Source organism: Marinobacter nauticus ATCC 49840, from assembly GCF_000284615.1.
GTDB classification, from domain to species: Bacteria; Pseudomonadota; Gammaproteobacteria; order Pseudomonadales; family Oleiphilaceae; genus Marinobacter; species Marinobacter nauticus.
Genome location: NC_017067.1, coordinates 3059731 through 3082875 on the forward strand (window position 1 = coordinate 3059731; position 23145 = coordinate 3082875).

The 23145-nt window shown below is 58.2% G+C and carries 22 protein-coding genes; 11 read left to right on the forward strand and 11 right to left on the reverse strand.

Going from position 1 to position 23145, the window contains the following annotated elements; all coding sequences use genetic code 11:
• Positions 1-2: 2 nt before the first annotated feature.
• Positions 3-749, forward strand: coding sequence for an amino acid ABC transporter ATP-binding protein (locus tag MARHY_RS14235; RefSeq protein WP_011786489.1), 747 nt, complete (start codon positions 3-5; stop codon positions 747-749).
• A 9-nt stretch (positions 750-758) separates the two neighbouring features.
• Here the strand turns inward: MARHY_RS14235 and MARHY_RS14240 are convergent, their stop codons facing one another.
• Positions 759-1247, reverse strand: a complete 489-nt coding sequence (locus MARHY_RS14240; protein ID WP_023012220.1) for a DUF2505 domain-containing protein — start codon at positions 1245-1247, stop codon at positions 759-761.
• Positions 1248-1446: 199 nt separating this feature from the next.
• Here MARHY_RS14240 and MARHY_RS14245 point away from each other — a divergent pair, with 199 nt between their 5' ends.
• The 4 genes from MARHY_RS14245 (at position 1447) to MARHY_RS14260 (ending at position 6064) form a co-directional block, all read left to right on the forward strand.
• Positions 1447-2796: an adenosylmethionine--8-amino-7-oxononanoate transaminase gene (locus tag MARHY_RS14245; RefSeq protein ID WP_011786491.1), complete on the forward strand. Its 1350-nt coding sequence runs from the start codon at positions 1447-1449 to the stop codon at positions 2794-2796.
• 11 nt (positions 2797-2807) lie between these two features.
• Positions 2808-3542 carry a 16S rRNA (uracil(1498)-N(3))-methyltransferase gene (locus tag MARHY_RS14250; protein WP_011786492.1) on the forward strand — a complete coding sequence of 245 codons (735 nt, stop codon included), beginning with the start codon at positions 2808-2810 and terminating at the stop codon, positions 3540-3542.
• A gap of 152 nt (positions 3543-3694) precedes the next feature.
• On the forward strand, positions 3695-4924 hold the full coding sequence (locus MARHY_RS14255; RefSeq protein WP_011786493.1) for a DUF445 domain-containing protein: 1230 nt from the start codon (positions 3695-3697) through the stop codon (positions 4922-4924).
• Between the two features lie 90 nt (positions 4925-5014).
• A complete protein-coding gene (locus MARHY_RS14260) occupies positions 5015-6064 on the forward strand; it encodes an HDOD domain-containing protein (RefSeq protein ID WP_041655005.1) in 1050 nt (349 codons plus the stop codon).
• On the opposite strand, the gene MARHY_RS14265 is transcribed toward MARHY_RS14260, so the two are convergent.
• Together MARHY_RS14265 and MARHY_RS14270 are read right to left on the reverse strand one after the other, a co-directional pair.
• Entirely contained in the window at positions 6047-7402 is a 1356-nt protein-coding gene (locus MARHY_RS14265) for a YihY/virulence factor BrkB family protein (protein WP_014422423.1), read from the reverse strand. The two genes, MARHY_RS14260 and MARHY_RS14265, sit on opposite strands and share 18 nt — an antisense overlap.
• 125 nt (positions 7403-7527) lie before the next feature.
• Complete coding sequence (locus tag MARHY_RS14270) at positions 7528-8463, reverse strand: D-2-hydroxyacid dehydrogenase (RefSeq protein WP_041655007.1); 936 nt, start codon at positions 8461-8463, stop codon at positions 7528-7530.
• 74 nt (positions 8464-8537) lie between these two features.
• Between MARHY_RS14270 and tmpT the strand changes: the two genes are divergently transcribed.
• From tmpT to MARHY_RS14290, 4 genes are all read left to right on the forward strand, one after another.
• Entirely contained in the window at positions 8538-9197 is a 660-nt protein-coding gene (gene tmpT, locus MARHY_RS14275; RefSeq protein ID WP_011786497.1) for a thiopurine S-methyltransferase, read from the forward strand.
• Between the two features lie 258 nt (positions 9198-9455).
• Positions 9456-11378 (forward strand): PrkA family serine protein kinase, encoded by a 1923-nt coding sequence (locus tag MARHY_RS14280; RefSeq protein WP_011786498.1) that lies wholly within the window; start codon positions 9456-9458, stop codon positions 11376-11378.
• 20 nt (positions 11379-11398) lie between these two features.
• Positions 11399-12694 (forward strand): YeaH/YhbH family protein, encoded by a 1296-nt coding sequence (locus tag MARHY_RS14285; RefSeq protein ID WP_022990879.1) that lies wholly within the window; start codon positions 11399-11401, stop codon positions 12692-12694.
• On the forward strand, positions 12691-14250 hold the full coding sequence (locus MARHY_RS14290; RefSeq protein WP_014422426.1) for a SpoVR family protein: 1560 nt from the start codon (positions 12691-12693) through the stop codon (positions 14248-14250). Before MARHY_RS14285 ends, MARHY_RS14290 begins: the two co-directional genes overlap by 4 nt.
• Here MARHY_RS14290 and MARHY_RS14295 read toward each other — a convergent pair.
• From MARHY_RS14295 to MARHY_RS14305, 3 genes are read right to left on the reverse strand one after another with little or no spacing between them, the layout of a single operon-like run.
• Positions 14217-15578 carry a sensor histidine kinase gene (locus MARHY_RS14295; RefSeq protein ID WP_014422427.1) on the reverse strand — a complete coding sequence of 454 codons (1362 nt, stop codon included), beginning with the start codon at positions 15576-15578 and terminating at the stop codon, positions 14217-14219. The genes MARHY_RS14290 and MARHY_RS14295 overlap by 34 nt on opposite strands.
• Entirely contained in the window at positions 15578-16249 is a 672-nt protein-coding gene (locus tag MARHY_RS14300) for a winged helix-turn-helix domain-containing protein (protein ID WP_014422428.1), read from the reverse strand. The genes MARHY_RS14295 and MARHY_RS14300 overlap by 1 nt, the downstream gene beginning before the upstream one ends.
• Complete coding sequence (locus tag MARHY_RS14305) at positions 16249-16635, reverse strand: PepSY domain-containing protein (RefSeq protein ID WP_036148083.1); 387 nt, start codon at positions 16633-16635, stop codon at positions 16249-16251. The genes MARHY_RS14300 and MARHY_RS14305 overlap by 1 nt, the downstream gene beginning before the upstream one ends.
• 149 nt (positions 16636-16784) lie before the next feature.
• On the opposite strand from MARHY_RS14305, the gene MARHY_RS14310 reads away from it, so the two are divergent.
• The gene (locus tag MARHY_RS14310) at positions 16785-17249 is read left to right on the forward strand and encodes a hypothetical protein (RefSeq protein ID WP_014422430.1); all 465 of its coding nucleotides are present in this window, start codon (positions 16785-16787) and stop codon (positions 17247-17249) included.
• Positions 17250-17301: 52 nt separating this feature from the next.
• Here MARHY_RS14310 and MARHY_RS14315 read toward each other — a convergent pair whose 3' ends face one another.
• The 4 genes from MARHY_RS14315 to MARHY_RS14330 all read right to left on the reverse strand — a co-directional run bounded on the left by MARHY_RS14315 (position 17302) and on the right by MARHY_RS14330 (position 20769).
• A complete protein-coding gene (locus tag MARHY_RS14315) occupies positions 17302-18660 on the reverse strand; it encodes a TrpB-like pyridoxal phosphate-dependent enzyme (protein WP_031210004.1) in 1359 nt (452 codons plus the stop codon).
• A gap of 101 nt (positions 18661-18761) precedes the next feature.
• A complete protein-coding gene (locus MARHY_RS14320; protein ID WP_022990872.1) occupies positions 18762-19499 on the reverse strand; it encodes an LrgB family protein in 738 nt (245 codons plus the stop codon).
• Positions 19492-19872 (reverse strand): CidA/LrgA family protein, encoded by a 381-nt coding sequence (locus tag MARHY_RS14325; RefSeq protein WP_011786507.1) that lies wholly within the window; start codon positions 19870-19872, stop codon positions 19492-19494. The genes MARHY_RS14320 and MARHY_RS14325 overlap by 8 nt, the downstream gene beginning before the upstream one ends.
• 3 nt (positions 19873-19875) lie before the next feature.
• Positions 19876-20769 (reverse strand): bile acid:sodium symporter family protein, encoded by an 894-nt coding sequence (locus tag MARHY_RS14330; RefSeq protein ID WP_014422434.1) that lies wholly within the window; start codon positions 20767-20769, stop codon positions 19876-19878.
• A gap of 215 nt (positions 20770-20984) precedes the next feature.
• On the opposite strand from MARHY_RS14330, the gene MARHY_RS14335 reads away from it, so the two are divergent.
• Positions 20985-22406: a WS/DGAT/MGAT family O-acyltransferase gene (locus MARHY_RS14335; RefSeq protein ID WP_014422435.1), complete on the forward strand. Its 1422-nt coding sequence runs from the start codon at positions 20985-20987 to the stop codon at positions 22404-22406.
• Positions 22407-22418: 12 nt separating this feature from the next.
• On the opposite strand, the gene MARHY_RS14340 is transcribed toward MARHY_RS14335, so the two are convergent.
• Positions 22419-23042 carry a TetR family transcriptional regulator gene (locus tag MARHY_RS14340; protein WP_014422436.1) on the reverse strand — a complete coding sequence of 208 codons (624 nt, stop codon included), beginning with the start codon at positions 23040-23042 and terminating at the stop codon, positions 22419-22421.
• Positions 23043-23145 lie beyond the last annotated feature (103 nt).

Genomic DNA, 23145 nt, shown 5'->3' on the forward strand with positions numbered 1-23145 from the left:
CAATGACACAGATTGTAAAAATGAAGGGCATGAACAAATACTTCGGCAAACTGCATGTCCTCAAGGATATCGACCTGACCGTGGAACAGGGTGAAGTGGTGGTGATCATAGGCGCCAGTGGCTCCGGTAAATCCACCCTGATTCGCTGCGTGAATGGCCTGGAAGAATACGAATCCGGTTCGCTTGAGGTGGATAACCACCCTCTGGCCCCGAAAGGGGGGAATCAGAACAGCCTGGCGGAAATCCGCAAGGAAGTGGGCATGGTGTTCCAGCAGTTCAACCTGTTCCCGCACCTGACCGTGAAAAAGAACATCATGCTGGCGCCCATGAAGGTGAAAAGAACGGCCGAAGTGGTTGCCAACGCCACCGCCGAACGCCTTCTGGAACGTGTAGGCATCGGCAACCAGGCCGATAAATACCCCAGCCAGCTATCCGGCGGCCAGCAACAGCGGGTGGCCATCGCCCGGGCTCTGGCCATGGAACCCAGGCTGATGCTGTTCGACGAACCCACGTCAGCGCTGGACCCGGAAATGATCGGGGAAGTACTGGATGTCATGAGGGAGCTGGCCAGAGAAGGTATGACCATGATGGTCGTCACCCATGAAATGGGCTTCGCCCGCGAGGTGGCCGACCGGGTGATTTACATTCACGAAGGCCAGATTGTCGAGGAAGGCAAACCCGACGAGGTGTTCGATAACCCTCAGAATGAGCGCACCCAGGCATTCCTGTCCCGGGTACTGGCTCACTGACCCTCGCGTTTAAAGCAACTGGCGGATGACGTCATACTCACGTTCAATCTTGGCGTGGGAGTCATCCGCCAGAAACTTCGCAATCTTCCGGCCCAGAAACGGCACCTCGCACAGCACCGACAGGCTCACGTAGTTGATACAACGGTCGCCGTTGCCCAACAGCCGCATCGCGCCCTTGATCTTCGCCGGCACGCCGTCAATGCGCACCCGAAACTCGCAGTGCCACTCGTCATCGTCTTTGCGGAACCAGTGCTCTTCCTGCCGCACCCGGTTCCATTCCCGGTGGAAACCGGAAAGCACACCCGGCACCGGTGCCGAGGCGGTCATTTCCCGCTCGATCACCAGTTTGGCCGACATTTCGTCCTTTTTCAGCTCGGTCACCTTGAGATTGCGGGCACCCAGTTGCTCGTTTTTGTTGCGAATATGCGCCTCATCGAAGAAACGCTCGATCACCTGATCAAGCCCCCGCTCGTAGGGGTGCTCCAGATTGAGTTCCATGATTACCTCCGAACCTGTCTTACCCCTATTGTTGCGGTCGCCCGGCGTGGCAACATTGGCCGGGCGGGCAAGCAAACCGGGCAAGCAAGCCAGACCGATTGGTTCACATTCTGGCGCTGTTAAGCGATGGCCCGGGCAAGTATCATGTGAGGATTTTAACAAACCGAACAAACGGCCCGGGAGCTGACAGGAGACTACAATGCGCAATGCCGATCTGGTCGCACGGGATCTTAAATCCGTGTGGCACCCGTGCACCCAGATGAAAGACCACGAAACCCTGCCCCTGATCCCCATCAAACGGGGCGAAGGTGTCTGGCTGGAGGACTTTGAGGGCAACCGCTACATCGACGCCGTCAGCTCCTGGTGGGTTAACCTGTTCGGCCACGCCAATCCGCGCATCAACTCCGCCATTCAGGAACAGATCGGTCAGCTCGAACATGTGATTCTGGCCGGTTTCAGTCATGAGCCAGTGGTTAATCTGTCGGAGCGGCTGATCGAGGTAACGCCGGAAGGCCTGAACAAGTGTTTCTATGCCGACAATGGTTCCTCGGCCATCGAAGCCGCTCTGAAGATGAGTTACCACTACTGGAAAAACCACGGCAAACCGGGCAAAAAGAACTTCGTTAACCTCAGCAACAGCTACCATGGCGAAACCCTGGGCGCGCTGGCCCTGGGCGACGTGGCCCTGTACAAGGACACCTACCAGCCGCTGCTGATGGAAGTGCTGACCGCCCCCTCACCGGACGCCTACAACAAAGAGCCGGGCGAAACCGATGAAGAGTACGCCCTGCGCCAGTTCGAGGCCATGGACAAACTGCTGGCCGAGAAACACGACGAAATCTGCGCTGTGGTGGTGGAGCCGTTGATCCAGTGCGCCGGTGGCATGCGCATGCACCACCCGGTTTACCACACCAAACTGCGGGAAGCCTGCGACCGTTACGGGGTGCACCTGATCGCGGATGAAATTGCCGTCGGCTTTGGCCGCACCGGTACGCTGTTCGCCTGTGAACAGTCTGGTATCACCCCCGATTTCATGTGCCTGTCCAAAGGCCTGACCGCCGGCTACCTGCCGTTGTCCGTGGTGCTCACCACCGACAACGTCTACAACGCCTTTTACGACGACTACGAAACCATGCGCGCCTTCCTGCACAGCCACAGCTACACCGGCAACCCCATCGGCTGCGCCGTCGCCCTGGCCACGCTCGACATTTTCCGGGATGAGAACGTCATCGAAAACAACCGCCAGCTGTCCCGCTGTATGGCCGAGTCCGTTGCCCATCTGGCCGACCACCCGAACGTGGGCGACATCCGCCAGCACGGCATGACCATGGCCATTGAAATGGTTAAAGACAAAGCCAGCAAAACCCCGTTCCCCTGGCAGGAGCGCCGTGGCATCAGAGTGTATAAGCATTCACTCACCCGCCAGGCCTTGCTGCGCCCCCTGGGTAACGTGCTGTACTTCATGCCGCCCTACGTGATCACCGAAGAACAGATTCGCCATCTGGCTCAGGTGGCCACCGAAGGCATCGAAATCGCGGTCAAGGACTGAGAACCGCCGCCATGAGAATCCCACGCATCTTCACCGACAGCCCCCTGGCTGTCGGCGGCCAGTGCCAGCTGGACGACAACGCCGCCAACCATGTGGGCCGGGTCCTGCGCATGCAGGCAGGCCAGGCACTTCTGCTTTTCAACGGTGACGGTCAGGACTATCACGCCACCATTACCGAAGCCGGAAAGAAACACGTGCAGGTGGCAGTCACGGAAGCCGCTGAAAACGAAACAGAATCTTCCCTCAGAGTAGTACTGGCACAGACCCTGTCCAAGGGCGACCGCATGGACTACGCCGTACAAAAAGCGGTGGAAATGGGCGTGAGCGAAATCGTGCCACTGACTACCGAACGCTGCGACGTCAAACTCAAAGGCGACCGGGAAGACAAGCGTCTTCGCCACTGGCAACAGGTTGCCATCAGCGCCGCCGAACAGTGCGGCCGTGCCAGGGTTCCGGAAATACAGCCGGTTATGACCGTGCAACAGTGGCTGGAACACGCCCGGGCCTGTGACTTGCGCCTGGTGCTACACCATCGCACCGAACGGTCCCTGAACACCCTCGAAAAGCCCTCCAGCATCGCCCTGATGATCGGCCCCGAAGGCGGCCTGACCGCTGAAGAAATTGCCCTGGCCGAGGACAACGGTTTTCTGCCCGTTGCCCTGGGCCCCCGGGTACTGCGCACCGAAACTGCACCCGTTGCCGCCATCGCCCTGTGTCAGTGGCTCTGGGGGGATATCGGCTCCTGAGACAGGCGGGTGACTATTCATGGCGTCACGTCCTGGCATCCCAGTCATTGACAGAGCTGTCGGTGCACAACATTATCTTGTCTGACAAAAAGTGGGCGGGAATGCCACCTTGTATGGGCGCCTGCACCCAAGAAAACAATTAAGAGCCCAGGATGATAAACCTACTTACCAATCCGGAATTTTGGCAATACCTCAGCATTCCCGTGATCGCCGCCCTCATCGGCTGGAGCACCAACTGGCTCGCCATCAAAATGACCTTCTACCCTCTGGAGTTCATCGGCAAGCCACCGCTTCTGGGCTGGCAGGGCATTATTCCCTCCAAAGCCCGCAAAATGGCCGCCAAAAGCGTGGATGCCACCATTTCCAAAATCGGTACCGTCCAGGAGATCTTCGAACAGATCGACCCAAAAGTCCTGGCCGCCCACATCATCTATACCGTCGACCCCCGCATCGAGGAATATGTCGACGAACTCATGCTGCGGGAATACCCCACCTTCTGGGAAAACCTGCCCGCCTCGGCCCGCAAAATGGTCTATGACCGGGTACGCAAATCCACCCCGCAACTGGTCGACAACCTGGTTGAAGACATCTCCGACAACATTGAAGACCTGCTCGACATCAAAGGCATGGTCATCGAGCGCCTGGCCCGGGATAAAAAGCTGCTCAACCGGATATTTCTGGAGTGCGGTGACGTGGAGTTCCGCTTCATCATCAATTCCGGCCTCTACTTCGGCTTTCTGTTCGGCATTATCCAGATGGGCGTGTGGTACCTGTACCCGGCCATCTGGGTGTTGCCTCTGTTCGGGCTCCTTGTGGGCTGGGCCACCAACTGGATTGCGCTGAATGTAATCTTCCGGCCCCTGCATGAACACAAGGTCGGCCCTCTGCGAATCCAGGGCCTGTTCCTCAAGCGCCAGCCAGAAGTGGCAGAATCCTTCTGTCATATCGTGACCCACGAGATACTGACCGTGGGCAACATCATCAATGCCATCCTCGAAGGACCCAAAGGTGACCGCGCCCGCAACATGGTGAAAAAGCACATCAAACCGCTGGTGGATGAAACCGCAGGCATGGGCAAGGCCCTGACCCAGATGGCATTCGGCCCCACGGGTTTTGCCACCCTGAAAAATCAGGTGGGTGAAAAAGCCATCGCGATATCCCAGAGTTCCTTCAACAACCCCGTGTTCGAGCGAGACCGGGCCCGGGCAGTGGAGTCCATTATGGTGGAGCGGATGAATGCCCTGTCTTCGGAAGAATTCCAGGATCTGCTGCGCCCGTGCTTCCAGGAAGACGAGATCAAACTGATCCTGGTGGGCGCCTTCCTGGGTCTGGTGGCCGGTGTGTGCCAACTGGTCTTTGTCTTTGGCGAGTCCTTTTTCTGATCGTTGTCAGGGCTGGGCAGGGTTGCATTACGCTACTATACTGGCCAGATAACCAGTCCATTCTTTATACACGCTATGCGGAGGCAAGGGATGCCGGGCTTTTTTTCCTGGATATCAGGCCTGTTCAACAGCACTCAATCCGTCCCACAGGCTGCCTCCGAAACCCGGCTTTTTAATCCTTCCAGCACCAGCCAGCCCGGCAATAGCAACGATGAAGGCGACATTGTTGGCCAACTGGAAGACCACCTGTTCACCTGGCTGCTTGATGTGGAACCCGCGCGCCTTCGTGCCGGCACAGATAGTGGCGAAAAGGAACTGGCCGAGCTCGAGCGGCGCCTGCAAATGAACGAAATGGAAGAACTGCCCAGGAAGCCTGGCAGTTTACCCATGCTGATGCGAGCACTGTCCAATGAAGCCACCGAACGCAAAGAGCTAACCCGCATCATTCTGAGTGACCCGTCACTGACCGACCAGTTGCTCCAGGTGGCCAACAGCCCCTACTTCCGCCCGAGTGAACACGTCATAGAATCCGTTGACCAGGCGGTGTTCGTGCTGGGTGTGGACGGCATCCGGAACGTGATTGCGGCGGCGGTGATGCGCCCCATGATGGCGGCCAGGAACAGTCGGGAAGCGCTGTTCGCACAACGGTCCTGGCGCTGGGGCCTGACCTGCGCACGGGCGGCGGAAATGATTGCGAAGATTCACAGGGATGACACCAGCGCCCACTTCATGGTCGGCCTGTTGCCAGCCTTGGCCTACATCACCATTCGCCGGGAACTGGGGCGTATCTGCCGCACCAAAGGCTCAGGCAATGAACCGGAACCGGCCATACTGAGACAGGCTCTGGCCCGTTATCAGTGGGCCACCTGCCAGTTACTGGCCAATGTCTGGAATCTGCCACCCAAATACCATGCCTGGCTGCTGTCGGCGGAACGGCCGGCGCCGCGGCAGGCCCACTCCGCACTGACCGACGGCCTGCTTCTGGGCACCCGGGAAGTGCTGCGCCATGCCCGCCAGAGGAACCTGTCAGAAGAGAATCTGATTCGTATTGTGCACCTGTCCCCGGAGCAACTGGGCAGGGTACGTACGGTATTGCTCAGAATGCTCCAGGAAGGCAAAAGCTCACAGGTTCGGACCTGACTCCGGTGCTTTGACAATATCCGCACCGGGCGGTGTACCGGCATTCAGCAGGCTGGCAAAGCTGACATCGTCACTGGTGGGCGCAAGATCGATCAGTTCCCTCGGCATGGCCCCGGCAGGCAGGCGATCCACCACCCGGTCTTCGTCCTTGCGCACGGCCCGCAGCACGCTACCGACCGTAATCAGATCCAGTGTTCGCCCTGGAACCAGCTGATCGCCATCGCGCCCCGCCAGATTCAGCAACCCGGCGCGGATCAGCTTGTCGCTGATCTTGCGGGTGACTTCGCCGGGAATCCGCAACTGCTGCTCCAGAGACTCCTGCTGAGGCGCCGGTTCGCCGCGGCTGAACGGCTTGGCCACCATCCACATCAGGGCAAGCCCCACCCGCTCCTGCAATTCCGGCGCCAGCTGGACATTCCGCCGCTTGGCTACGGCCCCCGGGTTTTGCAGATAGAAGGCCAGACTGGCGCCGAGCAGCAGGATCATCCAGTTCAGATACGTCCAGATCAGCAGAATGATGCCGACCGCAAAACCGGAGTAGATGGCCGCATACTTGGCCGAGCCGGCCACGAACGAGGCAAACAGCATGCCGCCAGCCTGCCAGGATACGCCGGCCACCAGCCCGGCGATAAACGCATAGCGCAGCTTCACCCGGGTGTTCGGAATAAAGATGTAAACAAAGGTGAACGCGCCCACCACCAGGAAAAACGGTGTAAACCGACTGGCAAGGACAATCAACGAACCAAACGGTTCGATGGCCATAAGATTCTGCGCGATTTCTGAAGAGAAGATGGTGGCGGTTACCCCGATAGCCGAAACCATCAGCAAGGGGCCTACCATGATGACGCTCAGATAGTTACTGAAACGCTGCGCCATGGAGCGCATTTCCGGCACCCGCCAGATCATGTTGAACGAGCGCTCGATTTTCTGAACCAGGGAAATGACGGTGTACACCAACAGGGCCAGACCCACCGAGCCCAGCACACCGACTTTCATATTATCGACAAAACCCAGGATTCGCTCAGCCACCTCCACACCCTGTGGGCCCATCGGCTGGAAGAACTGGTACAGGAATGGCTCCATGCGCTGGTGCACACCCAGCGCTTTCAGCACGGAAAAGCTCAGGGCGAGCAACGGCACAATGCTGAGCAACGTGGTGTAAACCAGGCTCATGGCGTGCAGTGTCAGCTGACCACTGATCACATCGCGGATCAGGGCATAAGCCGAGCGCCCGGATTTATACAGCCAGGTCCAGGGCCAAGTCTGCGGTGGGTTGGAATTGGACAGTATCCAGTCTTCAGCAGCCTGCAGCCGCTCTTTCATCTGGGTGGAAGCCACGTAACATCCTGCTTGTCAGTGTTTCTTCAAGCTTATCAGGCAGCTGTCAGTAAACAACCCGGAAACCGGGTATTTTTTGTACACCCGGACAAACCCTCCTGATGGTGGGCTTCCTTCACCCGACTTCAGGTAACCGACGCCAGATTACGCGCCGTAATCTCCACAATTCGCTGCCGCGCCTCCTGGCTCGCCCAGGCCGAGTGCGGGGTTAAAATCAGGTTTGGAACATTGTCTGCCAGCAGCGGATTACCATTGCGGGGAGGTTCTTCGGTTAACACGTCAAAGCCCGCACCGGCAATATCGCCATTCCTCAAGGCGTCAGCCAAAGCCGATTCATCAACCAAGCCGCCTCTACTGGTGTTGATCAGCAGTGCCGACGACTTCATAAAACCCAGTTCCCGGGCGCCAATCATGTTGCGGGTTTCTTCTGTCAGCAGGCAGTGCAGTGATAGCACGTCAGCCTGCACCAACAGTTCATCCAGCGGAATTCGAGGGTAGCCATCCACCTCGCCAGGCTCTTGGCCGGGCCGGCAGCCGAGGACGATGTTCATGCCAAACGCCTTTGCCCGTTCCGCCACACCCTGGCCAAGATCGCCGTAGCCGACAATGCCCAGAGTTTTGCCTTCCAGCTCCATAATCGGGTAGTCCATCAGGCAGAACATATCGCTTTTGGCCCACTGGCCGTTGCGGGCACCCCGGTTGTAATCCAGCAGCCGGGTGGCCAGTGCCAGGATGAGAGCCATGGTGTGCTGAGCCACGGTGGAACGGCCATAATTGGTAACGTTCGTTACCTTGATGTCGTGGGCCTTGGCCGCCTCCAGATCGATGTTATTGAGACCGGTTGCCACCACCGCGATGGTTTTCAGTTCCGGGCAGGCTTCAAAATGTTCACGGCCCAGCACAACCTTGTTCACCAGCACCGTATCAAAGCCCTGAATCCTTTGAATCACCTGCTCGGGGTTGGTGCGCGGGTGGCAGGTCAGTCCACCGGTCATGTTTTCAATGGGGCTCAGATCCACATCCTCACCCAGCGTTGCGGCATCCAGAAAAACGGCTTTCATACTTTTCTCCTGACTCATCGACCCCACAGATTAAGGTAGACTGAGGAAAACGATCAATCTCCGGGAGGCTACCCATGGAACACGAATTCTGGCACGAACGCTGGGCAAAAGACCAAATCGGCTTCCACGAAGGCACGGTTAATCAGTACCTGCATGACCACTGGCCCGAACTGGCAGGCAACGGCACCGACGCCGTGTTCGTTCCCCTGTGCGGCAAGGCCCATGACATGTGGTGGCTGCACGATCGCGGGCATCCGATTATCGGTGTGGAGTTAAGCGAGGTTGCCTGCAAGGACTTTTTCGAGGAAGCGCAGGAGAAAGCCAGCGTTCACCCGGGCGAACCCTTTACCACCTTCCGCCATGACGACCTGCAGATCTGGTGTGGGGATTATTTCCAGCTGGTGCCGGACGACCTCAAACACATTCGCCTGGTGTACGACCGGGCTGCCCTGATCGCCCTGCCCCCGGAAATGCGCAAGAGCTATGTCAATCATCTCACCGCTATTATTCCGGACGACACCAGAATCCTGCTGATCACGCTGGATTACGACAGTTCGGAAATGCAGGGCCCTCCGTTCAACGTTACCGACGACGAAGTGTTCAGGCTCTACGGTGAGGATTATGAGATCAATCAGGTGCTGAAACGGGACATGGCCCGTGACAACCCGTTTGCCAAACGCCGGGGCCTGAGAAACGGCGCCACAGAGAGCGTATTTACCCTCGTCAAGAAATAACCTTCGATCATGGGCGGTAAGCGAGGGACTTACCGCCCGTAACATAATTTAATGAACCTAATTTGACTGCTCACTGTCCAACCCCCGAACTCTGAACTAAGCTCAGATTAAGCAGGCCGGAAACCTCCGGATAACGTATACCTGCTTAACACCATCCCATTCATTCCTTAACCAGACACACCGCCGGGACAGGCGGCGAAACAGCAACGGGGACATTGCGTGAATTTATAACAGGCAAGAGTAAGCGAGGGGCCATCTATGAGCATTCTGCAGCACTTCAAAGACCGGTATGAACAGACTCAGGAGGAGGAATACTCCCTTGAGGAATACCTGGAGATCTGCAAAAAGGACCCAACGGCATACGCCACCGCCGCGGAGCGGATGTTGATTGCCATCGGCGAACCAGAACTGATCGATACCTCCCGTGACCCCCGCCTGTCACGCATCTTCTCGAACAAAGTCATCAAGCGTTACCCCGAATTTGACGAGTTTTACGGCATGGAAGATGCCGTCGAAAACATCGTTTCGTTCTTCCGCCACGCAGCCCAGGGTCTGGAGGAGAAGAAGCAGATTCTCTACCTGCTCGGCCCCGTTGGCGGCGGTAAGTCTTCCCTGGCCGAGAAACTCAAGGCCTTGATGCAGAAGGTCCCCTTCTACGCCATCAAAGGCTCTCCGGTAAACGAAAGCCCGCTAGGCCTGTTCGACCCGGCCGAGGATGGCCCGATTCTGGAAGAGGAATACGGCATTCCCGGCCGCTACCTGAAAAACATCATGTCACCCTGGGCAGTCAAACGCCTGCATGAGTTTGGCGGCGACATCAGCCAGTTCCGGGTGGTTAAACGTTACCCCTCCGTGCTGGACCAGATCGGTGTATCCAAGACCGAGCCGGGCGACGACAACAACCAGGACATCTCGGCCCTGGTGGGCAAGGTCAACATCCGCATGCTGGAGGACTATTCCCAGGATGATCCGGATGCCTACAGCTTCAGCGGCGGCCTGTGCAAAGCCAACCAGGGGCTGATGGAGTTTGTGGAAATGTTCAAGGCACCGATCAAGGTGCTGCATCCGCTACTGACGGCCACCCAGGAAGGCAACTACAACACCACCGAGGGCATGGGCTCGGTGCCCTTCGACGGCGTGATCCTGGCCCACTCCAATGAATCCGAGTGGCAGACGTTCCGCAACAACAAGCACAACGAAGCCTTCCTGGACCGGGTGTACATCGTCAAGGTGCCCTACTGTGTGCGGGTCACTGAAGAGATTGAAATCTATCGCAAGCTGCTGAAGCACAGCTCACTGTCCGGAGCGCCCTGCGCACCCGACACTCTTGATATGCTGGCCCAGTTCTCGGTGTTGTCGCGGATCAAGGAGCCGGAAAACTCCAGCATCTTCTCCAAAATGAAGGTATACGACGGCCAGAGCATCAAGGACACCGACCCCAAGGCCAAGTCCATCCAGGAGTACCGGGATGCTGCCGGGGTGATGGAAGGCATGGACGGTCTGTCTACCCGCTTTGCCTTCAAGATCCTGTCAAAGGTATTCAATTTCGACACCACCGAGATTGCCGCCAACCCAGTTCACCTGCTCTATGTGCTGGAAAAGCAGATCGAACAGGAACAGTTCCAGCCGGAGTTGCAGGAAAAATACCTGCGCTTCATCAAGGAATACCTGGCGCCCCACTACGTCCAGTTTATCGGCAAGGAAATCCAGACAGCGTATCTGGAAAGCTACAGCGAGTACGGCCAGAACCTGTTCGACCGCTATGTCACCTATGCCGACTTCTGGATTCAGGATCAGGAGTTCCGGGACCCGGAAACCGGCGAGATTCTGGACCGCTCCTCCATCAACGACGAGCTGGAGAAAATCGAGAAACCGGCGGGCATTTCCAACCCCAAGGACTTCCGCAACGAAGTGGTCAACTTTGTGCTGCGGGCCCGGGCCAACAACGGTGGCAAGAACCCGTCCTGGCTCAGCTATGAGAAGCTGCGCAGCGTGATTGAGAAGAAGATGTTCTCGAACACCGAAGACCTGTTGCCGGTGATTTCCTTCAATCCGAAGGCCAGCCAGGAAGACCAGAAAAAGCACAAACAGTTTGTGGAACGCATGGTTGACCGTGGATACACCGAGAAACAGGTTCGCTTGCTTGCCGAGTGGTACCTGCGTGTTCGGAAATCCCATTAACGGCCAGCGGGAGCAGTACCATGGGTATGACCCACATTGTTGACCGGCGCCTGAACGGCAAGAACAAGAGCGCAGTGAACCGGGAACGGTTCCTGCGCCGTTACCGCCACCACATCAAGAAGGCGGTGTCGGATGCCGTGCAGAAGCGCTCCATCACCGATATCGAACGGGGCGAGAAAGTAAGCATTCCCACCCGGGATATTGACGAACCTATCTTCCACCATGGCCACGGTGGCCGGCGAGAGGTGGTGCACCCCGGCAATCAGGAATGGGTGGCCGGGGACACCATCCCCAAACCCGAGAGCGGCGGTGGCCAGGGCCAGGGGCAAGGCCAGGCCAGCCCGGACGGAGAAGGCATGGATGAGTTCGCCTTCCAGATTACCCAGGAAGAGTTTCTCGACTTCCTGTTCGACGATCTGGAGCTGCCCAATCTGGCCCGGAAAAAACTCAAGGACACCGAAGCCTTCAGTTATGTACGCTCGGGCTTCACCACCCAGGGAGTGCCCGCCAAGCTGGATGTGGTGCGTTCCCTTCGGGGCGCCCACGCGCGGCGTCTGGGCCTGGGCGGCGCACGCAAGAAAAAGATCCGGGACCTGGAAAAACAGCTCGAGGCGCTGAAAAGCGCGCCGAATGATCTCGATCCGGCCTTCAGCCATGAAGACCAGATCAAGGTGCTGGAAGAGGAAATTGCGCGGCTGAAAGCCAACGTCAAACGCATTCCCTTCATTGACGAGATCGACCTGCGCTACAGGCAACACCTGAAGCAGCCCAAACCCGCCACCAGTGCGGTGATGTTCTGCCTGATGGATGTATCCGGTTCCATGACCCAGATGCACAAGGACATCGCCAAGCGCTTCTTTATCCTGCTGTATCTGTTCCTGAAGAAGAACTACAAGAAAATCGAAGTGGTGTTTATCCGCCACCACACCAGCGCCAAGGAAGTGGACGAAGAAGAGTTCTTCTACAGCCGGGAAACCGGGGGCACCATTGTCTCCAGCGCCCTTAAACTGATGCACCGGATCGTCGAAGCCCGATACTCGCCAGCGGAATGGAACATCTACGCCGCCCAGGCATCCGACGGCGACAACTGGAACGACGACTCACCCATCTGCGGCAAACTGCTGTCTGAGCGAATTCTGCCGCTGGTTCAGTACTACTCCTATATCGAAATCACACCCCAGGATCACCAGATGCTCTGGTACGAATACGAGAAGATCATGGAGCAGTTTCCCCAGAGCTTTGCCATGCAGCAGATTGCCGATCCTGGAGACATTTACCCGGTCTTCCGACAGTTGTTCGAGAGGAAAGCGGCATGAGCAGCCTGATTGATCGCCCGAACGCACCGGAGAGCGAACAACCCAAGGCAGGTACGCCCATTTCCACCAGTTCGGAATGGACCTTCGAACTGATCCAGAAATACGACGAGGAAATTGCCAAATGCGCCGCCGAGTTCGGACTGGACACTTACCCGAACCAGGTTGAAGTGATTACCGCCGAGCAGATGATGGATGCCTACAGCTCCGTCGGCATGCCGGTGGGCTATCATCACTGGTCCTTCGGCAAGCAGTTTCTGCAAACCTCCAAGGGCTATCAGCGGGGCCAGATGGGGCTGGCCTATGAGATTGTGATCAATTCCAATCCCTGTATCGCCTACCTGATGGAAGAGAACACCCTGCCCATGCAGGCCCTGGTGATTGCCCACGCCAGCTATGGCCACAACTCGTTCTTCAAGGGCAATTATCTGTTCCGCACCTGGACAGACGCCAGTGCCATCATCGATTACCTGGTGTTTGCCCGGCATTATGTGTCGGAGTGCGAGGAGCGACACGGTGTGGATGCGGTGGAAGAGATTCTCGACTCCTGCCACGCACTGATGAACTACGGTGTAGACCGCTACAAGCGCCCTGCCCCGATTTCGGCCGCCGAGGAGGCCCGCCGGCAAAAGGAGCGGGAGGAATACGAGCAACGCCGCATCAACGATCTGTGGCGAACCATCCCCAAAGCAGAGGACGACGGGAACCCGGTTCGCCGCAGGCCCCGATACCCGGAGGAGCCTCAGGAAAACCTGTTGTACTTCATCGAGAAAAACGCGCCGCTGCTGGAAACCTGGCAGCGGGAACTGGTGCGCATCGTGCGCAAGCTGGCCCAGTATTTCTATCCACAGCGCCAGACCCAGGTGATGAACGAGGGCTGGGCCACGTTCTGGCACTACACGCTGTTGCACCGGTTGTACGACAAGGGGCTGGTGAACGATGGCTTCATGCTGGAGTTCCTGCAAAGCCACTCCGCCGTGGTATACCAGCCCCCGTTCAACAGCCCATGGTATTCCGGCCTGAACCCCTACACCCTGGGTTTCTCCATCTTCACCGACCTTAGACGTATCTGTGAAAACCCTACCGATGAGGATCGGGAATGGTTCCCGGACATTGCCGGTACAGACTGGCTGGAAACCCTGCATTTCGCCATGCACAACTTCAAGGACGAGAGCTTTATCCAGCAGTTTCTCTCACCGAAGGTGATGCGTGACCTGAAGCTGTTCGCCATCGAAAGCGACGACCGGGAAGACCACTACACCGTCACCGCCATTCACGATGAGCCAGGCTATCGCGCGCTGCGGGAAAAGCTGGCCCGACAATACAACCTCAGTTACCGGGAGCCGAACATTCAGGTATGGAGTGTGGATATTCGCGGTGATCGTTCGTTAACCCTGCGACACATCCCGGTAGACCGGGTGCCGCTGGGCAACGAAACTGATGAAGTGCTGAGGCACGTACATCGGCTCTGGGGCTTTGATGTGCACCTGGAAAGCGTGGATGAAGGTACGCTGGTGGAGGAGCATCACTGCCCGCCGCGGGCCTTGGACGATGAGTGAGATGGAAAGCGCACGCTGGCCTGTAACCCTCCGAGGGGAGATCGGGCCAGGGTCAGCGTGCCGCCATACAGTTCAGCCAGCTCTTTGACGATCGCCAGGCCCAGGCCGGAACCGGACCGGGTTTCATCCAGCCGGGTGCCCCGTGTCAGAGCCTGCTCGATATCGGCGTCAGACAAACCTGGGCCGTCATCTTCCACCATCAGCGCCAGACCATCCGGCAAGCCTTCAACCCGAAACTTTACCTGACTTTCCGCCCAGTTGATGGCGTTTTCCAGCAAATTGCCTGCAATTTCCTGAAGATCCTGCTGCTCAAACCGAACAGCGCCCGTATCGCCCAGGTCGCTTTCGAGGGTAACGCCACGGCGTTGCGCGAGAGTATTGAGTGCCGACAGCACCGGCTCCAGGGTTTCACCAAGATCCACACGCCCCAGGGCGGCCGGTCCGGCCGCTGAAGCCCTGGCCAGATGATGGCGCACGGCGTCGTCGATGCGGCTCAGTTCGGTACGGAAAGCGGTTTTCTGCGCTGGCGGCAAACGATCACTCAGGGTGGTAAGCACAGATACCGGCGTTTTCAGGGCATGGGCCAGATTGCCCGCAGCCGAGCGCCCCCGCTCAATCAGTATCTGATCCCGCTCAAGCACCTGATTCATGGCCTCGGAGAGCCGCGCAAGTTCTTCGGGCAGATCACTGGTCAGTGAACGGGTCTGGCCGGACTCCATGGCCCGGAGATCCCGCTCCAGGCGCCGAAGTGGTGCCAGGCCCCAGCGGATCTGCAACCCGATCATCACCAGTAACAACGTACCGAGCGTGGTCAGCGAAACCACCAGCAACCGGTTGAAGCGCGCAACCTGGGCATCGAGCTCCGCCTGGTCGGCCGCGACAGACACAGATAACCAGCCTTCGAAAGCCGGTAACTGGACATCCCGCTCCACTATCCGAAGTGTCTGGCCACGCGGCCCCGGGGCCTGGGCCCAGTCCGGCCCCCGGCCACTGATCTGTGGCAGTCGCTGATCCCACAGTGACCGTGAGGTGATCACCCGCCCGCTGTTGTCGTTCACCTGCCAGTACCAGCCGGAATACACCCGCTCGAAGCGCGGATCGCCCAGTTGCGGGCCGGGGGTCAATTCGCCGGTCTGAGGGTCAGACTCAATGCCGGCAATTACCACATTCAGGAACGATAACAGGCGCTCATCAAAGGACTGGCTCAGGGTCTGGCGAAAGTTCCAGGCCAACACGGTACCGGCCAGCGGCAACACCACCAAAACCAATACCAGGGCAGACACCAGCATCCGCAGCGCCACCGGCCAGCGGCGCAGACGTGTCAGCATCAGGATGGTTCTCCGTGGCCGTTCATGCGATAGCCCTGGCCACGGATGGTCTCGATAGCCTGGGCGCCGAGTTTGCGCCGCAACCGGCTGACCTGGACATCGATAACATTGGAATCCGGCTCCTGGTCGCCGTCATAGACATGTTCGGACAACTCGGTGCGGGACACGATTCTGGGCGCGGCGTGAATCAGATGCGATAACAGCCTGAACTCCTGGGCCGTGAGTGAAACCGGCATACCAGAGCGGGTGACCTGCCCCGCGTGGGTATCCAGAGCAATGTCACCCACGGTAATCACCGGGTGGGCGTGGCCGTGGGACCGGCGCACCAGGGCCCGCAGGCGGAACAGGATTTCTGCGGTTTCAAAGGGCTTGGTGACATAGTCATCGGCACCGGCCGAAAACCCCGCGGCTTTATCGGACCAGCGCTCCCGGGCGGTCAGAATCAGCACCGGCAGATCAATACCCCGCTCCCGCCAAACGGCCAGCCACTGGGTGCCATTGCCATCCGGCAAGCCCAGGTCCAGTACCACCGCATCGTATCGTTCGGTGCTCACCAGAAAGTCGGCCGTGCGGCCTTCCCCGGCGACTTCCACCAGCAGCCCGGCATCCCGCAAGCTACCGGCCAGCCCTTGTGCCAGCGCGGCATCGTCTTCCACCAGAAGAATTTTCATCAGCGTTTCATGCCCTGGATATTCCTGCCCTCTATCTCCAGAACCTCTCCGGTCCGGGCATTGATCTCAAACTCCACCACCTGGCCTTCCGGGCCCAACAACTCGATCTCGTAGAGGATCTCACCATCGTCTTTCTCGATATCTACATCGATCACGTCTCCGCGCCAGTCGCGGCCAAGGCTGTCCAGGATTTCGCTCAGGGGTTTGATACGGCCGGCCTCAACCTCATGGTGCAGGCGCCGCCAGTCGTCGTCATCATCGGCACAGGCCACCTGGGCAAACGGCAGCGCGCTCACCGCAAACAGAGTCAGCATCAATACCCGGAACACCCGGCGTGAAAACCGGTCTGCGGGTAACAGCGATGAATGTAAACGAGGTCTGGTCATGGTGTTTATGGTGACAAAAGCCAGATGAACGAATCATGAATGAGCCTATCACGATGCTGAAAGCCCTGCCCCGTTAATCTGGGCTCAAGCTGGTAGCCAACCGGGCAGAACCGGCAGTTTTTCAAACACAGACAAGCAAGGAGAACACCATGAAAAAGACTCTGACCATCGCGCTGATCAGCGGCCTTGTCGCAGCCCCCGCAGCCTTCGCCAAAGGCAGCTTTGACGATGCGGACCGCATGCTTCAGGTTGGCAACAACTACGGTATCAGCCATTTCCAGAGCATCGAATTTGACGACGACCATGATAATGAAATCGAGCTCGAAGGCTGGATGGGCCAGGACTGGTTCGTGGAACTGGACCTGAACGGCAACGGCGACATTGACCGGGAGCAGCGCCGCAAAGCCAAAGGCGAGATCTACGGTGTGAGCGCGGACGATGTGCGCTCTTATCTGAAAGCCGCTCAGCAGCAGGGAATGGCCACTATTGAGGAACTAAAGGTCAATCGCAATGGCGATATTGAAGTGGAAGGCGATGATGAAAACGGTGCGGAACTGGAATTGAAGTTCCGGATCGGAAGCCTGGAGCCATTGAAGATCGAAAGGGACAAGTGAGCAGGAGGCCGCAACCCGGTCAGGCACAGTGCCTGACCGGGGGCAAGTTCAATCAGACGCTGACCGAGGGCAGCCCCGACAACGCCATAGCCAGCTCCTGCTCGCCGTACTCATGGTCGCTCAGTTCACCGGCAAAATACGAGGTATAGGCCGCCATATCGAAATGCCCGTGACCACAAAGGTTGAACAGGATCACTTCCTCCTTGCCCTCGCGCTTACACCGCAACGCCTCGTCAATCGCACCCTTCACGGCATGATTGGCTTCAGGAGCCGGTACGATCCCTTCGTTGCGTGCAAACAGGACACCCGCCTCAAAGCATTCGCGCTGAGTGTAGGAAACAGCATCGAACAGTCCCAGCTCCTTGGCGTGCGACACCATCGGAGCCATGCCGTGATAGCGCAGGCCGCCAGCATGGAATCCCGGCGGTGTAAAACCTGATCCCAGGGTATGCATCTTGGTGAGTGGTGTCATTTGTGCCGTATCGCCGTAGTCATAGGCGTATTTACCTCGGGTCAACGTCGGACACGCTGAGGGTTCAACCGCGACAATCCGGGACTTCTCCCCGCCTCTCAACGCATGGCCCATGAACGGGAAAGCAATACCCGCGAAATTAGAGCCGCCACCGGTGCACCCAACGATCACGTCTGGCCAGCAATCGGCCATCTCCATCTGTTTCATGGACTCCAGGCCGATTACGGTCTGATGCAACAGGACATGGTTCAGCACGGAACCCAGAGCATACTTGGTGTGCGGATCCTGAACGGCCAGCTCCACCGCCTCGGAAATAGCAATACCAAGACTGCCGGTGTGGTCGGGGTTTTCCCCCAGCACTCGACGACCAAACTCTGTCATTTCTGATGGTGAAGCCACGCAGTTAGCCCCGTAGGTCTCCATCACCGCACGGCGATAGGGCTTCTGGTTGTAGGACACGCGAACCTGGAACACGGTCACATCAATGTCGAACAGGGAGCCAGCAAACGACAGCGAGGTCCCCCACTGACCAGCACCAGTTTCTGTCGTCAGACGCCGAATACCGGCCTCCCGGTTGAAAAAGGCCTGCGGAATCGCGGAATTGGGCTTGTGACTGCCCGCAGGACTGCCACCCTCGTACTTGTAGAAGATCTTGGCCGGGGTGCCCAGGGCTTTTTCCAGCCGATGCGCCCGAAACATGGGCGCCGGCCGCCACATTCGATAAACATCGCGAACGGGCTCCGGAATCTCCACTTCCCGTTCCGTGGTCATTTCCTGTTCAATCAGCGACGCAGGAAACAATGGCTCCAGATCCGTTGGACCGACCGGCTGCTTTGTTCCCGGGTGGAGAACGGCAGGCAGGGGTTCGGGGAAATCCGCCTGCAGGTTGTACCAATACCTGGGCATCTGTTCTTCGTCGAGCAAGAACTTGGTTTGCATGGTGTTAAGACCCTGATGTTGTGCCAATGATTGGCTGAGCATAGCCATTCCAGACAGACATAAAAAGAGTGTACAGCGGCGCCCCGGAAAGAACTGCGCGTTTACATGGGCAACCAGTTTTCCAGCATGTCCACCAGCCAGGGCACGAGCAGCGCCGTGGCGAATGCCGAAAGCGCCATGGCCAGGCCTGAAAACGCGCCCATCTGGGAACTGACCTGGAATGCCCGGGCGGTACCAATACCATGGGCCGCCACGCCCATGGCAATCCCTTTTGCGGTGTCATCTTTCACGCGCAACCATTCAAACAGTTTGGTGCCCAGCACCGCACCGGTAATTCCGGTCAACACCACCAGCACCGCCGTGAGCGACGGCAAACCACCAATCTTCTCGGAAATACCCATGGCCACCGGTGCCGTTGCCGATTTAGGCGCCAGCGACATCTGGATTTCCAGGGAACCCCCCAACAACCTTGCCAGGCCCACCGAACTGCCAGCAGCAATAACCACCCCACTGATCAACGATATCGCGACCGGCAACCAGAGTTGACGGAGCCGTCGAAACTGCTGATACAGAGGAACCGCCAGTGCCACCGTTGCCGGCCCCAGCAGAAAATGCACGAACTGACCGCCCTCAAAGTAATCGCTGTATGAGGTGCCCGTTGCCAACAACAGGAGAATCAGCATCGCCACCGAAGTAACGACGGGATTGGCCAGCGGGTTGGAATGTGTTTTCAGATAGAGCCGGTAGGCCAGCCCGTAGGCCACCAGAGTAATGGTCAGCCCTAGCAGTGGCGACGCCGACAGGTAGACCCAGATGTCGCGCAAACCCGGTTCATTCATGCTGCCCACCTTGTTCTGAAACGGAACGGACAAACCAGCGCGTCGTCAGTTGCATAATCAACGCCGTGGCAACCATGGTGATCACCGTGCTCAGAAACAGAGCCAGGGTGATCGGCAGCCACTCATCCGCTATACGCCCGAAATGCGTCATCATCCCCACGCCCGCAGGCACGAATAGCAGAGACAGATGGCTCAGTAACGCGCTGGAGGCTTCGCTCAGGGAATCCGGGGCACTACCTCGGATCATCAAGGTAACGAACAGCATGACCATGCCAAGCACCGGCCCCGGGATCGGCAGCCCGAGAAGTCGTACCAGAATCTCGCCTGTCAGTTGATAAACCAGCAGTAACGTCACACCGTTCAGAAACTTCATCAATCAGGCTTCCCCAGCTGCATGTGCCACGTTGCTTTTGGGAATCACCTTCCGGCCATACATTGCCAGCAGGAAGCCAATGGGGAACATAAGCACACCGTAAACGGCAGCGGGAATCGACATGGTGCTGGACTCCAGCAACGTGAGGGTGACCATCAAACCAATGGTGCCGTTCTTCACACCGAGCTCCACTGCCACCGCCAGGGATTCCCGCTGGGTCAGTCCGGCCACCCTGCCCGCCAGCAAGCCCAGGACGATACCGGCGACATTGAGGGCAATAGTGGAGGGGCCTGCCTGTTTGAGCAGATCCCACATCTGGTCCCGAACGCCATAGAGCAACGCCACAATCAGCACCGCCAGCACGATGCCACCAAAGATGCTGACCAGGCTCTCGGCCTTGCGCGCAAGCTCCGGTCTGCGGGTTCGCACCAGCATGCCAATGGCCACCGGCAGCAGAACAATGACCACGAGCATGGCAATGGTCTTGCCCACCGGCAGCGAGATGCTCTCTTCGGTGCCCATGAAATGCTGCAGCGCCATGTTGGTAAACAGTGGCAGGGTAAGAATGGTGATCAGGCTGGCGGAGACCGTCAGCACGATGGAAAGCGCAATATTACCCCGGGCCAGAAGCACAAACAGGTTAGACGTGGTACCTCCGGGGCAGGCCGCGATGATCACCAGACCAACGGCAATGGCCGGCGACACACCGAACAGATATGCCAGCCCGAACGCCACCACCGGCATCAGGAGAATCTGGGCGAAAGTGCCCACAATCATGCCCTTCGGATACACCGCCACCTGGCGAAAATCCCTCAGGGTAAGCGTCATACCGATGCCGATCATGATAATGAACAATGCGATCGGCAAACCTGCCGAGATTAGCGGGCTGGATTCCACAAAGCCTCCGAATATTCTTGTTGTTAGTTCCTATGGCCTTAGAAATTAGCACACGAACCTTCTGACCGGGAGCCCGGCTTCGCGACATTATGTAACCGTGAAACCCTGCAAAAAGATGGGAGCCCAACCCCGGTTTTGATCGTGTGAACCTACCGATATCAGTATACTTGCAAGAAACAACCAAAACACAAATGACTGGCGGAGAATGACAAGGAATGAAACGTCTCGGAACCCTGGACGCCTCCTGGCTGGCGGTTGAATCTGAAGACACCCCGATGCATGTGGGTACGCTTCAGATTTTCTCACTGCCGGAAGGCGCACCAGAAACCTTCCTGCGTGACATGGTCACTCGAATGAAAGAGGCCGGCGATGTGGCACCACCCTGGGGATACAAACTGGCCTGGTCTGGTTTCCTCGGGCGCGTGATCGCCCCGGCCTGGAAAGTCGATAAGGATATCGATCTGGATTATCACGTCCGGCACTCAGCCCTGCCTCGCCCCGGCGGGGAGCGCGAACTGGGTATTCTGGTATCCCGACTGCACTCTAACCCCCTGGATTTTTCCCGCCCTCTTTGGGAATGCCACGTTATTGAAGGCCTGGAGAATAACCGTTTTGCCCTTTACACCAAAATGCACCACTCGATGATTGACGGCATCAGCGGCGTGCGACTGATGCAGAGGGTGCTCACCACCGATCCCGAACGCTGCAATATGCCACCGCCCTGGACGGTACGCCCACACCAACGCCGTGGTGCAAAAACCGACAAAGAGGCCAGCGTGCCCGCAGCGGTTTCCCAGGCCATGGACGCCCTGAAGCTCCAGGCAGACATGGCCCCCAGGCTGTGGCAGGCCGGCAATCGCCTGGTGCATTCGGTTCGACACCCGGAAGACGGACTGACCGCGCCCTTCACTGGACCGGTTTCGGTGCTCAATCACCGGGTTACCGCGCAGCGACGTTTTGCCACCCAGCATTATCAACTGGACCGGCTGAAAAACCTGGCCCATGCTTCCGGCGGTTCCTTGAACGACATCGTGCTTTACCTGTGTGGCACCGCATTGCGGCGCTTTCTGGCTGAGCAGAACAATCTGCCAGACACCCCGCTGACGGCTGGTATACCGGTGAATATCCGGCCGGCAGACGACGAGGGTACGGGCACCCAGATCAGTTTCATGATTGCCTCGCTGGCCACCGACGAAGCTGATCCGTTGAACCGCCTGCAACAGATCAAAACCTCGACCCGACGGGCCAAGGAGCACCTGCAGAAACTTCCAAAAAGTGCCCTGACCCAGTACACCATGCTGCTGATGTCACCCTACATTCTGCAATTGATGTCAGGTCTCGGGGGGAGGATGCGACCAGTCTTCAACGTGACCATTTCCAACGTGCCCGGCCCGGAAGGCACGCTGTATTATGAAGGAGCCCGGCTTGAGGCCATGTATCCGGTATCGCTAATCGCTCACGGCGGCGCCCTGAACATCACCTGCCTGAGCTATGCCGGATCGCTGAATTTCGGTTTTACCGGCTGTCGGGATACGCTGCCGAGCATGCAGAAACTGGCGGTTTATACCGGTGAAGCTCTGGATGAGCTGGAATCGCTGATTCTGCCACCCAAGAAGCGCGCCCGAGCCCGCAAGTAATCCAGGACGGGGTCAGTCGCTTTGCCAGTGACCGGCCCCGACAAAAATCATCTGCAGGAATCGAGTGGTGCGTTTTCGCACCTGGCCGATCTGATAATCGTCGTCTTCGGAAATGCTGAGCAGATCGGTCAGACTGAAGGCGACGGTGCGCACCACCAGATCACAGGTCATATCCAGATCGGCATCGCTCAGGTGCTCCATGAGCCGGAGCCGGCGTAAGTCATTGGCCAGTTCGCTGGCAAAAAACCGCATCTCGCTGCGAATCCCTTCCTGAACGGCCCGGCTCTCGCCTGCCAGCCCCTGCGCCATAAACAGAAAAAAACTGCGGTTGGCCTGGGCATGGGCCACAAAGATACCCACCGATTCCTCAATCAGCTTGTCGGCCTGCAACACGTTGGCCCTGGCCTCCCTCATCATCCGCCTGAGGACCAGCCCGAGCTCGTCCACCAGCTGCAAACCCAGGTCGTCCATGCTGCGAAAGTGACGGTAGAACGACGTTGGCACCACGCCGGCCTGCCGGGTCACTTCCCGAATACCCAGGCTGGCAAAGTGTCGCCCCTTGCCCACCAGAGTCAGCGCTGCGTTCATCAGCTTCTCTCGGGTTTCGCCGGGCCTGCGTTTCGGTCTGTCTGCCATAGTCTTCCTATCACGATAGTTGCGGTAACAAGTGTACACATCTGACGGCAGAAAAGTCCGCAAAACTTGTCATTTCGAGCCAACGAAGCGCCCCCCTGGTTGT